Here is a 14,995-nt window from a genome sequence, read left to right as displayed (position 1 = left end):
CAAGTTCATCCGGTTAACCCTCAATAGCCCTCACGTCGTTGATCGCCCCGGGAACTCCATGTTGCGCTCCACCCTCGCCCGCACTCGTTTTGCCCTGGCCATGGCGTCTGCCGTGCCGGGGCTGTGTGCGTCGCTGGCACAGGCTGAACAAGGGCAGGCGCAGAAGCAGCATTACTCGGTGGCGCCCGGCTCCTTGGTCACCGTACTCAACCGCTTCGCCGAACAGAGCGGTGTGTTTATCGCCGGTCACAATGATCTGGCAGCGAACAAACACAGCGCCGGTCTAAGCGGCGATTACACCCCGCAACAGGCCCTGCAAATCCTCCTCAAGGGCAGCGGCCTGCAAGCGCAGCGCCTGAGCGGCGGCGGTTATGTCCTGCGCAGCAGCGCCACTGCGGATCCGCTGCAACTGGACGCCACCACCATCAGCGGCAAAACCCTCGGCGCCATCACCGAAGACACTCACGCCTACACCACCGGCCTCAGCGCCTCCGCCACCGGTCTGCCGCTGTCCCTGCGCGAAACCCCGCAATCGGTCACGGTGATCACCCGCCAGCAACTCGACGATCAGGGCGCCAACGGCATCGCCGACGTGCTGCGCCGCGCGCCGGGCATCAGCGTGCAGAACTACGACAGCGAGCGCTGGGAGTTTTCCAGCCGTGGTGCACCGATCACCAATTTCCAGTACGACGGCGTCAATACCGATTACGACGGCGTCTACGATTACGGCACCACCAGCACCGACATGGCGACCTTCGATCGCGTGGAAATCATCAAGGGTGCCACGGGACTGATGACCGGCTCGGGCGACCCGTCGGCCACGGTCAACCTGATCCGTAAACGCCCGGCGCCCGCGTTCAAAGCCTCACTCAGCGGCAGCGTCGGTTCGTGGGACAACTACCGCAGCGAGTTCGACATCGCAGGGCCGCTGAACGACAACCTGCGCGCCCGTTTCGTTGGCGTTCATCAGCAGCGCAGCGCATACGCCGATCACTACCAGAACAGCAAGGACATCGCCTACGCCATCGTCGATGCCGATCTGAACCCGGACACTCTGTTGACCATTGGTTTCGATCAACAGAACACCCGCTCACGCGGTGCCACCTGGACCGGTTTCCCGATGTTCTACAGCGACGGCTCGCGGACGAATTTCTCGCGCTCGTTCAACCCGGCCACGGACTGGAGCCGCCGCGACTTCACCAACCAGACCTTGTTCGCCGCCCTCACCCGGCAACTGCAAAACGACTGGGCGCTGAAAATCAGCTACGACCGCAAACACCGCGAGCACGACACCTTGCTCGGCTCGGCCAGCGGCGGCAATCCGGACCCGCTGAGCGGCGACGGCATGTTCCTCTACATGGGCAAATTCAAGGGCGACGAGGTGCAAGACAATGTCGATCTCAACCTCGGCGGACCGTTCAGCCTGTTCGGTCGCGAGCATCAGGTGCTCGTCGGTTTCATGTCGATGAGCACGCGCCAGGACAACCCGGTCTACGGCTCAGTCTATCCGCCGTTGAGCAGCAGCATTTTCGACTGGCATGGCGAGTTCGCCAAACCGGATATCCCGCAAATCGGCACGAACGCGATCCGCCAGCGCCAGACCGGCGCTTACGTCTCGACACGCTTCATGGCCAGCGACAATCTGGCGCTGATTCTGGGTGGACGCATCAGCGATTTCAGCGCCAGCGATCACCTCGACTACAGCGACCCGAACACGGCCAATGTCCGCGACGGCTACCGCCAGACCGGGGTGGTCACACCTTATGCGGGTGTGGTCTACGACCTCGATGACACGTACTCGCTCTACACCAGTTACACGCGCATCTATCAACCGCAATTGAGCAAAGACGCCACGGGCCAGATACTCGACCCGGTGCAGGGCGACGGCTACGAAGCGGGGATCAAAGCCGAATACTTCGACGGCCGGCTCAACGCCAGTTTTGCCGTGTTCCGCATCGAGCAGGACAACATCGCCGAACAGGTCAGCGGCTTCGACAATCAGGCGGTGTACCGGGCCGTGCAAGGCGCGACGACCAAAGGCTTCGAGTTCGAACTGGCCGGAGAAATCGCCGACGGCTGGAACCTCTCCGCCGGCTACGCCTACAACCACACGCGCGACGCCAAAGGGGACCCGGTTTATGCCTCGATCCTGCAAACCACGGCGCCGGAGCAATTGGTGCGGGTGTTCAGCAGCTATCGCCTGCCCGGCGCCTGGCAAAACCTCACCCTGGGCGGCGGTGTCAGTTGGCAGAGCGAATTCTTCGGCGAGGTGTTCCAGCCCGGCACCGAGCAGAACGTGCGCATCACGCAGGACAGTTACTTCCTGGTCGACGCGATGGCGCGCTATCGCTTCAACGAACACCTGAGCACTTCGTTCAACATCAAGAACCTGTTCGATAAGACCTATTACACCGGTCTGGGCAACTTCGGCACCGGTTTCTACGGCGAACCGCGCAACCTGCAACTGTCCGCGCGCTGGGATTTCTGACGCACGGCAACTTGTCGATCTACGGCACCGGCAATCGACCAAGGACTGACTACGCTGTTAATCCAGCGTGTCTAACCTGCCGAGGATGACTGCCATGCAACGCTTTCAGAAACTCACGCCCTGCCTGTGGTTCGACGATCAGGCCGAAGCTGCGGCGAAGTTCTATTGCTCGATCTTCGATCACTCGAAAATCACCGGCCTGACCCACTACAGCAAGGTCGGCCAGGAATTTCATGGCAAGCCGGAAGGCGCGGTGATGACCGTCAGTTTCGAGCTCGATGGCCAGACCTTCACCGGACTCAACGGTGGGCCGATGTTCAAATTCAGCGAGGCGATCTCGTTTCAGGTCAACTGCCAGAATCAGGAAGAAGTCGACCATTTCTGGGGCAACCTGTCCGAGGGTGGCCCCGTCGAAGCCCAGCAATGCGGCTGGCTCAAAGACAAGTTCGGCGTGTCGTGGCAGATCGTGCCGGTGGCGTTCATGCACATGATGCTGGATGCCGACACCAGCAAATCGCAGCGCGCCATGCAGGCCATGTTCACGATGAAAAAACTCGACATTGCCGAACTCGAACGGGCCTTTGCCGGCCAGAGCTAATACACTGGCGCCCTGGCCTGTCGGGAATAACAACGATGAAACACGCTGCCGCCAAACACCCTGAAAAAGCCCCGCGTTTCTGGCGTGACGCGGCGCTGCCGTTCATTGAAGCGCGGGCCATCGCCGATGGCCGCGAGGTCTGCTACGCCCGGCATTCCCACGCGCATTTTTCCATCGGCGCAATCACCGCCGGGCGCAGCACCTATGTGCATGAGCAAGCTCAGTTCGAAGTCGCGGCAGGCACCGTGGTGCTGATGAATCCCGGCGATGTGCATGCGTGCAATCCGATCGATGATCAACCTTGGTCGTACGTGATGCTGTACGTCGAGACGCCTTGGCTGACGGATTTGCAGCATCAGTTGGGGTTCGCCAGTGATCTTGAGTTTCGGCGCTTTTCCACCACTCACCTCGACGATGCTGCACTGTTCAATGAGCTGAATGGACTTTATGAAACGCTGGTCGACCCGCAACAGGATGTACTGCGCAAACAGAGCGCAGCAGTGGAGTTTTTCAGCGACCTGCAACTGCGTTTGAACCCCGCCGGCCCCTCTCTGCGCGAACCCAATTTCAAACTGGAACGCGCTGCGGATTTCATCCGCGAACACTGCACCGAAGTGCTGAACCTCGACGACATCTGCGCCGCGGCACAGCTGTCACCGTCGTACCTGATCCGCGCCTTCAAACAGCATTACGGCATGACGCCCCACGCGTTTCTGGTCAACCAGCGCATCCAGTTTGCCCGCGAGCGTTTGCGCAGTGGCCAGTTGATTGCGGATGTGGCGCTTGAGGCAGGGTTTGCCGATCAGGCGCATTTTCAGCGGGCGTTCAAGCAACATCTGGCGGCCACGCCCGGCCAATATCGCGGCTGACACCTCATCTGAAACTCAACACGTCCCCCTGTGGGAGCGAGCCTGCTCGCGAAAGCGGTGTATCAGTCACGGGGATATTGACTGTGCCAGCGCCTTCGCGAGCAGGCTCGCTCCCACAGGGTCAGAGTGATTGCCTGATTGGTTTCACATTCAGATATTGACATATCGGTAAATTCCGATATCTTCGCGGCATGGACCTACTCGAAATCTTCAAAGCCCTCTCGAACCGCACACGCCTGGAAATCCTCAAAGGCTTGAAGGATCCCGAGAAACACTTTCCACCTCAGGATGAAGGTGACGTGCACACGGTGGGCGTTTGCGTCAGCAGTATTCAGGAGGGCGTCGGGCTGTCGCAGTCGACGGTGTCCGATTATCTGGCGACGCTGCAACGTGCCGGCCTGGTCGAAGTCAGGCGCATTGGGCAGTGGACCTATTACAAACGTAACGAAGCAGCGATCAGTGCGCTGGCCGAGATCATCGGCAGCGAGCTGTAATTTTTTGCCCCAAGATATCGAGAATTCCCGATATCCCTTTTTACCGAAACGAGGAAATGCAATGAAAGCGATGATCCTTACTTCATTTGGCGGCGCGCAATCGTTCGAACTTTGTGAGGTGCCCAAGCCATTGCCACAAGCGGGCGAAGTGCTGGTTCGGGTGCACGCCACCTCCATCAATCCGCTGGATTATCAGGTTCGCCGTGGCGACTATGCCGATCTGGTGCCCCTCCCCGCCATCACCGGTCATGACGTCTCCGGCGTTGTCGAAGCCGTCGGGCCGGGGGTGACGGCGTTCGTGCCGGGTGACGAAGTCTGGTACACCCCGCAGATTTTCGACGGCCCAGGCAGTTATGCCGAATACCACGTGGCGGCCGAAAGCATTATCGGCAAGAAGCCGCCCGCACTGAGCCACCTTGAAGCGGCAAGCCTGAGTCTGGTTGGCGGCACGGCGTGGGAAGCGCTGGTCGTGCGGGCGGCGCTCAGAGTCGGCGAGAGCATTCTGATCCACGGCGGCGCGGGCGGCGTCGGCCATGTTGCGATCCAGCTGGCCAAAGCCATCGGCGCGAAGGTTTTTACTACCGTGCGTGAAGGCAATTTCGAGTTCGCCCAGCGTATGGGCGCCGATGTGCTGATCGACTACGAAAAGGAAGATTACGTCGAGGCGATCCTGCGCGAAACCGAGGGTCGCGGCGTCGATGTGGTGTTCGACACCATTGGCGGCAACACCTTGGCGCGCAGCCCCGACGCCCTCGCACAGCTTGGCCGCGTGGTGTCGATCGTCGACCTTGCCCAGCCGCAAAACCTGATTCAGGCCTGGGGCAAGAACGCCAGCTACCACTTCGTTTTCACCCGACAGAATCGCGGCAAACTCGATGAGTTGAGCGCATTGATCGCGAACGGTCAGTTGCGCCCGCACGTTGGCGCGGTCTATTCGCTGGCCGACATCGGCCTGGCCCATGCCCGGCTGGAGACGCCCAACAACGGCCTCCAAGGGAAGATCGCGATTGCTGTCGTGCCGTCGTCCGAACTCGCCAATCGCTGAACTCAGTGCAAGGAGAACACCATGATTTATGAGATCGCTTTACTGCCCGTTCACACAGAACAAACTGCGGCGTTTCGGCATGCGTTTACCGAGGTCGAGCCGTTGCTCAAACGCGCCAAGGGTTACGACGGCCACCTGCTCGCGCAAGGCATCGAAACGCCTGAGGTATTCAATCTGATCGTGCGCTGGCAGTCCCTTGAGGATCACACGCCGGGGTTTGAAGCGAGTGAAGACCATCGGCTGTTCATGCTGGGGCTGGAGGATTATTTTTCGGACGAGCCGAAGGTCTGGCACATTGAGGGGGGCGCGTTTCAGCAGCCGTTCAGCTAGCCCCTGACGAAGACACCGGGGCTGTATGCATCTGGTTTGGTGTTTGAACATCAAAAGATCGCAGCCTTCGGCAGCTCCTACAGGAGAATGCATTCCAAATGTAGGAGCTGCCGAAGGCTGCGATCTTTGCTTTTCAAGGCAATAACAAATACCCGGCACATAGCGCCAACAACCCCGCCATGCTCCGATTGAACCAGCGCATCCCCGCCGCATTGCTCAGGTACCCACGCAAAAACGTCCCGGCATACGCCCAGCAGCCGACCGACAGATAACAGATCACCAGATACACCGCCGCAAACTGCCAGACCAACCGCGCCTCGCCATCGGCGACAAACGCGCCCATGCCAGCGACACACGCCAGCCAGGCTTTCGGGTTGAGCCATTGCATCACCGCGCCATAGAGCATCGATGGCGCTCGTCCGGAATCCTTGGCGTTCAGCCGTCCATCATCCACAGCCAGTTTCCAAGCCATGAACAGCAGAAACGCCACACCGGCCAGTTGCACCACGCGGGTCATGAATGGCCAGAGTTTCAGCACCTCGTGCAAACCCAGGCCCATCAACACCAACAGCAACACAAACCCTAACGTGGCCCCGGCGACATGCCGCTGACTGGCGCGAAACCCGAACTGCGCCCCGGAACTCAACGCCACAATGTTCACCGGCCCCGGCGTGATGGACGCCGCCAGCGCAAACGCCGCCATGGAAACAATCAGACTCATCGCACACCTGCTTCAAATCGAGGAACAAGGTGCTCACCCTAGCCACCGCCCTGCTCCCGGTATTGAAGAAAATGCCCCTTACCGCACATCCTGATCGTTCCCACGCTCTGCGTGGGAATGTAGCCCGGGACGCTCCGCGTCCCTTCGAGAGCCGAACGCAGAGCGTCCGTTGAGGCATTCCCACGCAGAGCGTGGGAACGATCAAATCCCATTCGCGAGCAGGCTCGCTCCCACAAAAAATCGATGCTCAGTCCAGACGCGGCACGGTGAAGCGGAACTCGCTGCCCTGCCCCGGTTCGCTCTCGGCGAAAATCCGCCCGCCGTGGGCTTCGACGATGCCTTGAGTGATATACAAGCCCAGACCCGTGCCGGTCGGATTGCCCTCTTTCACCGTCCAGTAACGATCGAACACGTGCGGCAGGTGCTCCTTGGGAATGCCCTCGCCGCTGTCGCGCACGGTGAAGACAATGTCATCGCCGACCGACGTCGCATGCACGCCCACCCTGCCCAGTCGCGGAGTGAATTTGATCGCGTTGCCGACCAGATTGGACAGCACCTGGAACAGCCGCTCAGGGTCGGCGTGGATGCGCAGATCAGGATCGGCGTCAAAGGAAATGCTGATGTCCTTGTCCAGCGCCAGCGGCGCAAGCAGTGCCTGCGCTTCTTCGAACATCTGCCCGACGTCGAGTTTTTGCGGGGTGATGGAGTAGCGCCCGGCATCGATTTTCGAGGTATCGAGCAAGTCCTCCAGCAGCGTATTCATGCGGCCGGCGGCCTGTTGCATGGTGTCGATGGCCGTGGAAATGCGTCGCGAAGTGTGCGGACCGTCCGAGCTGAAAGCCTTCTGCATCATGCCGCAGAGCATCGAGATCACGGTCATCGGGTTACGCAGATCGTGCGACACCACCGCCACCAATTCATCGCGAGCGCGCACCGCTTCCTGCTCACGGCGGACCTGTCGGGCCAGATCGTTTTCCAGCGCCGAACGCCGCAGATCATTGGCAGCGAACAGGTCACCGTGGCTCCACTTGGTGGAGATCCCGGCCATCTCGACTTTCCAGATTTCGAACGAGGTGCGCGGGCGCAAGCGCAGGCCGGCGTCGGAGTTTTCCAGGTCCAGCGGCTTGCGCGGATCGCCGCTCCAATTGATGTTTTCCTTGACCTCGGGACGGAACCAGAACACGCCGTTGTCCACCGGTTTTGGCAGGCTCATGGCGAGCACGCCGCTGGCCACCTGCTGGAACTGTGCCGCTGGAGGATAGACGCTGGCCAGGTGATGACTGGCAAATACGGGCTCGCCGCTGTCCTGCAACCACTTGTGCAAGGCGCGGATTTCTTCCGGCTCCGGGCAGTTGCCGTAACGGTGCAGTTGTTTGTCTTCGATGATCGCGATACCGCCGGCATTGGTCAGCGCCATCAGGGTTTGCGGCTGATTGGCCAGACCGTCGAAGACATTCTGCGGCGAGTCGATCATCGCCTGATTGAGCAGCGCCAAGGCCTCGACTTTCTCTTCACGCTGGCGGCTGATCTCCAGTGCTTCCATGGCGCTGATCTGCAGCGACAGCACCTGGCCGATGGTCTGACACGCGGCGCGCAATTCGTGCGGCACGTGCAGTGGCTGGCGATTGCCGCAGCTGATCAGGCCCCAGAGCTTGTCACCCTTGAGCAGGGAAATGCTCATCGACGACAGCACGCCCATGTTCTTCATGTACTGGCAGTGGATCGGCGACACGCTGCGCAGCGTGGCGAAACTCAGGTCCAGCGGCGTATCGGTGTCCGGGCGCAGCTTCGGCAACAGCGGCACCGGTTGGTAGTCGGCATTGGGGATGATTCGCAGCCAGTTGGTGCGATACAGCTCGCGCGCCTGTTCGGGAATGTCCGACGCGGGGAAGAACAGGCCATTGAACACTTCCATCGATGGGTCGGAGGCTTCGGCGATGACCTGACCGTGGCCCTCCTCTTCGAAACGATAGATCAACACCCGGTCGTAACCGGTCATGGCCTGGATTTCCTTGACGCTGATGTCGTACAGCGCCTGCAACGTGGTCGCCGCTTGCAGACGCTGAAGCATGCGCCCCAGATGGGTCTGGTTGCCGGCAACATTACGTGGCTGGAAGTTCTCGACGTGGATTTCCAGCTCCAGGATCAGCACGCCCTGATGGCGATGCAGCAAGCCCTCGAACGCGGTGCCGTTGAGCCGGAAGCGCAGCGGCTGCAGGTCGGACAGCGACGGATGCAGCAAGGCTTCGCGCACTTGTGCGGCCTCGGAGTCGCCGATCAGGCTTTCCAGCGGCTGGCCGATCAGGCTTTGCGGCTCTCGGGCCAGCAACGTTTCGACATTGGCGCTGACCTGAATGATCGCCAGTTCAGGCTCGCTCAGGGTCAGCAGCAAACCGTGGGGCTGGATCGCCCCGGGGAAACGAATCGGCTCGTCGGCACAGTTGGCCAGCAGTTCTTCAAAGTCTTGTTTGTCTTGCGGAGTCATGCCAGTACCTCCCGGCTTTCGAGCCAGTGCTCGAAACAGCTGAATGTGGTTTGTGCTGCCGTGACGACAGCGGCGCGCTCGGCGGCGCTCATTGGCCGACTGCCGAGGTATTCGATGAAGTCACGCCAGCGCCGCCCCGTCGCGGCGCCGTAGATATCGAGAAAGGCCGCGCCGTTGTCGGCTTCCAGGCCTAACCGAGTGGCGATTTCCCGGCGCAGAATCTGCCCGCCAAGCGTCGCGCCCTCGAGGACGTAGAGCACGCCCAGGCAGGCAGCGCTTGAGTCGATGATCGGCAACTGCTGGCAGTGCGGCAGGCTTTGCAGCGCTGCGGCGGATAAGCCCAAGGCTAGCAGGTCATCGCGCAGGGTCGGCGTTTTGAGACGCGGCGTCAGATCAAAATCGGCGGGTATCGAATGGCTGTTCTGCAGGGCGTTTTCCAGCGGCAGATAGAAGCCGTAATAAGCCTGCATCAACCGCACAAAAGCCTGGGTATCGAGGGTATCGGAGAAAAATGGAAGGCGTTTTTCCAGCGCGATGTGCAGCTCGGCAGTGCCGGCCCGCAGATCTTGCAGCACCGGTGGCACATAAACTTCACGGGCCTTTGCTTGCATGTAGATCGCTCTTGGTGGGGCCGCCTGGGGCCAAACGGGGTGGGTACAACGCCTGCGAAATTTTACACGGCTATCGCCGTTTCTGACCGGATGGATAGTTTTTTCTGACGAAACCATCACCCTATGACTGATACAGAGTGAAGGCATCTGCAAAAAGTTCGACCGCGTTGCCCAACAGCGCCGGGCGCTGTACCGCGACAGCGCTGCGTGACTGTATGGGTCTGGGCGTGTGGGGGCTGTGATAAAAATATCGTTCTCGTTACTGGAGTGCCGTCATGGATCTCGCCACGCTCATCCTGTTTCTTCCGGCCTGTTTCGCCCTGAACATGGCCCCCGGGCCGAACAATCTGTTGTCGGTCAGCAACGCAACGCGCTATGGCTTTCGCCGCGCCTGCACGGCGGGTATCGGGCGGATTCTGGCGTTCGCCGGGATGATTGCGCTGGCCGGTGCGGGCCTGTCGGTGGTACTGCAGACCTCGGAATGGCTGTTCCATGCGATCAAAATCATTGGCGCGGCGTATCTGTTGTATCTGGCCTGGCAGTTGTGGCGTGCCAATCCCGAGGCCGAGCAGCAGGCGACCGCAGCAACAGTGGGGTTCTTGGCGTTGGCGCGGCAGGAGTTTCTGGTGGCGGCCGGGAACCCGAAAGCGATCCTTCTTTTCACCGCGTTTCTGCCGCAGTTCGTCGACCCGGCGCGGCCGGTGCCGGCGCAATTTGCGGTGCTGGGCGTGCTGTTTCTGCTGCTGGAGTGGATCGCCATCAGCGCCTACGCGTGGATGGGCCTGCACATGCGCCGCTGGTTCGCCGAGCCGCGTGGTAAACGAATGTTCAATCGTTGCTGCGCGGGCCTGCTGTCGGCGGCGGCTTCGGTGCTGTTGATGGCCAAACGTGCTTAAGCATCGGACGGGCCTTTGAGTTCGACCTGATTGCCGTCCGGGTCGAAGCAATACAGTGACAAGCCGTAGCCCTCGGCACCGAAGCGGCGGGCGGCTTTTTCGACGCTCAGTCCGTGTGATTGCAAGTGTGTAATGAGCGCCGCTTCATCAAACGGTTCGATGCGCAGGCAGAAGTGATCGACGTTACGCCGCTCGGCCCCGGCCGCCCCGCCGCCCTTGCGGCCGAGTTCGCCTTGCAGGTCGACGAGGTCGATCATCGACGTGCCGGCGCGCAGGTGGATCAGGCCCAGCGGTTCGTTGCGTTTGACCACCTCGGCGCCGAACACCTGGCCGTAGAAGTCGATGCTGCGTTGCAGATCCGCGACGCGCAGGACGATGTGATCAATGTGTTGGATGGAAAACGGATGCATCGGGCACACCTCAACAAACGGTAGGAGCTGCCGATAGCGGCGATCTGGGATTTTGGGACGCCGAGCGTCCCGGGCTGCATTCCCACGCAGAGCGTGGGAACGATCAAGATCGCAGCCTGCGGCAGCTCCTACACGGTAGTTCAGGGGATTTGAAAATTCACTGTCGATTTTTCGGTGGAGCCATCGAGAATCTGGTTTTACTCTCGAACCATGAACATACAAACCGCTGTCCTGCCGCCCCACGCCGAAATGGTTCGCGCCATGCTCGAACGAGACACTGCCTACGAAGGCGTGTTCTTCACGGCCGTGAAAACCACCGGGATCTTCTGCCGCCCGAGTTGCACGGCGCGCAAGCCGAAACCGGAGAACGTCGAGTTCTTCGCCCATGCCGACGAATGCATGTCGGCCGGCTATCGCGCCTGCCTGCGTTGCAAGCCGCTGGACGCCGCCGCCATCGCGCCGGACTGGGTGCAACACCTGCTCACCGCCGTGGAAGCCGACCCGGAGATGCGCTGGAGCGATGCGCAACTGCTCGCCGAAGGTATCGAACCGCTTAAACTGCGGCGCTGGTTCAAGCAGCATTTCGGCATGACCTTCCATGCCTGGTTGCGCACCCGGCGCTTGGGCATGGCGCTGGGCGGGATCAAGCAAGGCACCTCGATTGATCATGCTGCATTTGATTCTGGCTATGAATCGCTCAGCGGTTTTCGCGATGCTTTCCAGAAGTCCTTCCACATCACCCCGGGCCGCGCCAAACAGAGTGAACCGCTGCTGTTCACCCGGTTGACCACGCCGCTGGGGCCGATGATCGCCATGGCTGAGCGGCGCGGACTGGTGTTGCTGGAGTTTCTTGATCGACCGGCGCTGACCCGCGAAGTCGAGGAGCTGCAAAATCGCTATGGCTACGCAGTCGCGCCGGGGCACAACGCGCATTTGCAGCAGATCGAGCAGCAACTGGCGGCGTACTTCGCCGGCAAGCTCAGCGAATTCAGCGTGCCACTGCACCTGCCCGGCAGCGAGTTCGCCCGGCAGGTCTGGTCAGCGTTGCTGCAAATCCCCTACGGCCACACCAGTACATACGGCGCCATCGCCGCCGGTTTGGGCAAACCCGGCGCCAGTCGTGCGGTCGGCCTGGCCAACGGACACAATCGGCTGTCGATCGTGGTGCCCTGCCATCGGGTGATCGGCGCGGATGGCTCGCTGACCGGCTATGGTGGTGGACAACCGCGCAAAGCGTTTCTGCTGCGGCTGGAAAACGCCGCCGTGCAACTCACCCAACAACTGGCATTCTGAGCAACCGAATCGACTGACAAGAAGGATTTTTGATGAACGCGCTCGCTACGCAGTTTCACCAGTTGCACCAGCAAGGCCTGTTGATTCTAACCAATGTCGCCGATGCCACCGGGGCGCGACTGGTCGAGCATTTGGGCGGTAAAGCCGTGGCCACCAGCAGCGCGGCGGTGGCCTGGGCCCACGGATATCCGGACGGCAACGCCCTGCCCCTTGAACGGCTGGTGGCGACGGTGGCAGCCATCGCCCGGGTGATCAGCATTCCGTTGACCGTGGATGTCGAGGCCGGCTATTCCGATGACCTCGGGCGCGTGGCCGAAGTGCTGGATGCGGTGATCGCGGCGGGTGCCGTGGGCATCAATATCGAGGATGGTTCTGCGGATCCCGAGTTGCTCGCGCGCAAGATCGAAGTGGCGCGACAGGTTGCCAACAAGCGCAATGTGCAGCTGTTCATCAATGCGCGCACCGACGTATATCTGAAAAGCCTTGTGCCGGCCGAGGATCGCGTCGCCGAAACCCTGCATCGTGCCGCGCTGTATCAAACGGCGGGCGCCGATGGTCTGTTCGCGGCGGGCGTCACGTCGGCCTATGAAATCGAGGCCATCTGCAAAGGCTCGACGCTGCCGGTCAATGTGCTGGGCTTCGCTTGCTTGCCTTCACCGGAAGAACTGCAAGCACTGGGCGTGCGCCGCTTGAGCGCAGGTTCCGGCATCGCCGAATTCCTCTATGGCGCGATGGGCGGGCTGGTGAAAAGCTTTCTGGCCAGCGGCAAACTCGACACCCATGACCTCAAGGCTTTCACCTACGGCGAAGTCAACGGCTTGCTGAAATAACATGGCCGACGCCTATCAAGCGGCCCGCGAGTATCTGGCCGCGCTTGATCCGGACTGGCAGCGTCACATCGCTGAGGTCGGCCCGTGCCTGCATCAACCGCATCCGGCGCGTGATCCATACGAGTCGCTGGTGCGGGCGATTGCTTATCAGCAACTGCATGCCAAGGCCGGGGATGCGATTGTCGGGCGCTTGGTGGGGTTGTTCCCGGGGCAAACGTTTCCTCGGCCAGAGCAGATTCTTGCGACGGATTTCGAGCGCATGCGCAGTTGCGGGTTTTCCGCGGGCAAGATTGCGACGATCCAGGGGATTGCCCAGGCGACGCTGGATGGCGTGGTGCCGGATTACGCCACGGCGCTAGCGATGGACGATGAGGTGTTGATCGAACGTTTGGTCAGTTTGCGCGGGGTGGGTCGCTGGACGGTGGAGATGTTGTTGATCTACAGCCTGGAGCGCATGGATATTTTGCCGGCGGATGACTTTGGTGTGCGTGAGGGGTATCGGCGGTTGAAGGGGTTGGAGGTGCAGCCGACGCGCAGGCAGATGGTTGAGATCGGGTTGGCGTGGCGGCCGTATCGGACGGTGGCGGCGTGGTATTTGTGGCGGGTGCCTAAACCGCTGCCCTCACCCTAACCCTCTCCCAGTGGGAGAGGGAACTTATTGGGGGATATTGGAGATTTACGCCGACTTGAAATAGCGCCTTTGAATCCATGATCGCCAAAACTTAGATCCATAATCGACTCGGTTTTTCAGGTCGGTGTTTAACGCAAGACACCTCGGTCGGCCCCCTCTCCCGGAGGGAGAGGGCTGGGGTGAGGGTCGGCTTTTCACAGCCCGGACTTCAACCGGCTGAACGCCCGGATCAACGCCCGATTGAACACCTTGCCATTGTCATTCTTGCTATACAAAGAAGCCCTGACCTGCTCTGACGGATAAGTCCCCGGATCATTGCGAATCGCTGCATCGACCAAGCCATCCGCCGCCGTGATCGCATTGGCGTAGTGAATGGTGTCAGTAATCGGCGCAATCACCTCCGGCGTCATCAAATAATCCATCAACGCCAACCCCGCCTGGGGATGTGGCGCGTCCTTGGGCACGACCATGGCATCAAACCAGATCAACGTGCCCTCCTTCGGAATCCGGTAACTCAGCGTGAACGGTTTCTTCGCCGCCTCAGCCTGCCCCGCCGCGATCGCCACATTGCCATTCCACGACATCGCCACGCAGGTGTTGCCGTTAGCCAGGTCGCTGATGTTCAGGTCGTTGTCGAAATAGCGAATGTACGGCCGGATCTTCGCCAACTGCTGCTCGGCAAGTTTCAAGTCATCGAGATTCTGTCGGTTGATGTCCAGCCCCATGTACTTCATGACGGCGGCAAATACCTCGTTGGGATCGTTGAGCAAACTCACCCCGCAATCGGCGAATTTCGCCACCACCGCCGGATCGAACAACATCGCCCAACTGTCCGTCGGTGCATCGGGCAGACGCTGCTTGATCGCCTGTTCCTGATAGCCGACGCCAGTGGTGCCCCAGGCGTAAATCCCGGCGTAGCGATTGCCCGGATCGAACACCGCCATGTGCTGGCGAAACTCCTCGCCGACCCCGGCAAAATGCGGCACCCGGGCCTTGTCCAGCGGCTGGATCGCGCCGCTCTCGATGGCGCGCGACAGGTGCTGGCCAGCGGTTAACACCAGGTCGTAACCGCTGCGCCCGGTAAGCAGTTTGGTCTCGACGGTTTCCAGTGAATCAAAGTGATCGACGACCACATGAATGCCAGTCTTGGCCTCGAAATTCTTCAGCGTATCCGGCGCCAGATACTCGCCCCAGATGTACAGATTAACCACCGGCTTCTCGGTGTCGGCGGCCTGCACACACAGGGGTGCAAGCACCAGCAATAACGCTTGAGTCAGTTTGTGCAGGCGCATGA

The 14,995-nt window shown here is 60.8% G+C and carries 15 protein-coding genes; 10 read left to right on the top strand and 5 right to left on the bottom strand.

Annotated elements, in window-relative coordinates; genetic code table 11:
* The first annotated feature begins 58 nt into the window (after positions 1-58).
* The 6 genes from M5G26_RS12545 to M5G26_RS12520 all read left to right on the top strand — a co-directional run bounded on the left by M5G26_RS12545 (position 59) and on the right by M5G26_RS12520 (position 5,824).
* A complete protein-coding gene (locus M5G26_RS12545) occupies positions 59-2,488 on the top strand; it encodes a TonB-dependent siderophore receptor (protein WP_273915528.1) in 2,430 nt (809 codons plus the stop codon).
* A 94-nt stretch (positions 2,489-2,582) separates the two neighbouring features.
* Positions 2,583-3,086 (top strand): VOC family protein, encoded by a 504-nt coding sequence (locus tag M5G26_RS12540; RefSeq protein ID WP_038366082.1) that lies wholly within the window; start codon positions 2,583-2,585, stop codon positions 3,084-3,086.
* Between the two features lie 35 nt (positions 3,087-3,121).
* Positions 3,122-3,955 (top strand): AraC family transcriptional regulator, encoded by an 834-nt coding sequence (locus tag M5G26_RS12535; protein ID WP_186614845.1) that lies wholly within the window; start codon positions 3,122-3,124, stop codon positions 3,953-3,955.
* A 191-nt stretch (positions 3,956-4,146) separates the two neighbouring features.
* Positions 4,147-4,449, top strand: a complete 303-nt coding sequence (locus tag M5G26_RS12530) for an ArsR/SmtB family transcription factor (RefSeq protein ID WP_007910618.1) — start codon at positions 4,147-4,149, stop codon at positions 4,447-4,449.
* A 61-nt stretch (positions 4,450-4,510) separates the two neighbouring features.
* Positions 4,511-5,494: a zinc-dependent alcohol dehydrogenase family protein gene (locus tag M5G26_RS12525; RefSeq protein ID WP_273915527.1), complete on the top strand. Its 984-nt coding sequence runs from the start codon at positions 4,511-4,513 to the stop codon at positions 5,492-5,494.
* Between the two features lie 21 nt (positions 5,495-5,515).
* Complete coding sequence (locus M5G26_RS12520) at positions 5,516-5,824, top strand: antibiotic biosynthesis monooxygenase family protein (RefSeq protein WP_273915526.1); 309 nt, start codon at positions 5,516-5,518, stop codon at positions 5,822-5,824.
* Positions 5,825-5,957: 133 nt separating this feature from the next.
* On the opposite strand, the gene M5G26_RS12515 is transcribed toward M5G26_RS12520, so the two are convergent.
* From M5G26_RS12515 to M5G26_RS12505, 3 genes are all read right to left on the bottom strand, one after another.
* Positions 5,958-6,545: a LysE family translocator gene (locus M5G26_RS12515; protein WP_273915524.1), complete on the bottom strand. Its 588-nt coding sequence runs from the start codon at positions 6,543-6,545 to the stop codon at positions 5,958-5,960.
* Positions 6,546-6,792: 247 nt separating this feature from the next.
* Positions 6,793-9,030 (bottom strand): ATP-binding protein, encoded by a 2,238-nt coding sequence (locus M5G26_RS12510; protein WP_273915523.1) that lies wholly within the window; start codon positions 9,028-9,030, stop codon positions 6,793-6,795.
* Entirely contained in the window at positions 9,027-9,641 is a 615-nt protein-coding gene (locus M5G26_RS12505; protein ID WP_273915521.1) for a biliverdin-producing heme oxygenase, read from the bottom strand. The genes M5G26_RS12510 and M5G26_RS12505 overlap by 4 nt, the downstream gene beginning before the upstream one ends.
* A 275-nt stretch (positions 9,642-9,916) precedes the next feature.
* Here M5G26_RS12505 and M5G26_RS12500 point away from each other — a divergent pair, with 275 nt between their 5' ends.
* Positions 9,917-10,537, top strand: a complete 621-nt coding sequence (locus tag M5G26_RS12500; protein ID WP_134178495.1) for a LysE family translocator — start codon at positions 9,917-9,919, stop codon at positions 10,535-10,537.
* Here the strand turns inward: M5G26_RS12500 and M5G26_RS12495 are convergent.
* A complete protein-coding gene (locus M5G26_RS12495; protein ID WP_273915519.1) occupies positions 10,534-10,947 on the bottom strand; it encodes a VOC family protein in 414 nt (137 codons plus the stop codon). The two genes, M5G26_RS12500 and M5G26_RS12495, sit on opposite strands and share 4 nt — an antisense overlap.
* Before the next feature lie 210 nt (positions 10,948-11,157).
* Between M5G26_RS12495 and M5G26_RS12490 the strand changes: the two genes are divergently transcribed.
* Genes M5G26_RS12490 through M5G26_RS12480 form a run of 3 tightly spaced genes read left to right on the top strand, consistent with a single transcriptional unit; the run spans position 11,158 to position 13,701 of the window.
* On the top strand, positions 11,158-12,240 hold the full coding sequence (locus M5G26_RS12490) for a bifunctional transcriptional activator/DNA repair enzyme AdaA (protein WP_273915518.1): 1,083 nt from the start codon (positions 11,158-11,160) through the stop codon (positions 12,238-12,240).
* Between the two features lie 32 nt (positions 12,241-12,272).
* The gene (locus M5G26_RS12485) at positions 12,273-13,070 is read left to right on the top strand and encodes an isocitrate lyase/PEP mutase family protein (RefSeq protein ID WP_273915517.1); all 798 of its coding nucleotides are present in this window, start codon (positions 12,273-12,275) and stop codon (positions 13,068-13,070) included.
* Position 13,071: 1 nt separating this feature from the next.
* Positions 13,072-13,701: a DNA-3-methyladenine glycosylase family protein gene (locus M5G26_RS12480; protein WP_273915516.1), complete on the top strand. Its 630-nt coding sequence runs from the start codon at positions 13,072-13,074 to the stop codon at positions 13,699-13,701.
* A 194-nt stretch (positions 13,702-13,895) separates the two neighbouring features.
* Here the strand turns inward: M5G26_RS12480 and M5G26_RS12475 are convergent, their stop codons facing one another.
* Complete coding sequence (locus M5G26_RS12475; protein ID WP_273915515.1) at positions 13,896-14,993, bottom strand: extracellular solute-binding protein; 1,098 nt, start codon at positions 14,991-14,993, stop codon at positions 13,896-13,898.
* Between the last annotated feature and the right edge of the window lie 2 nt (positions 14,994-14,995).

Source organism: Pseudomonas sp. TNT2022 ID642 (genome assembly GCF_028656995.1).
Lineage (GTDB): Bacteria > Pseudomonadota > Gammaproteobacteria > Pseudomonadales > Pseudomonadaceae > Aquipseudomonas.
The sequence above is the reverse complement of the archived record's forward strand: the minus strand, read 5'-3'. Positions and strand labels throughout refer to the sequence as shown.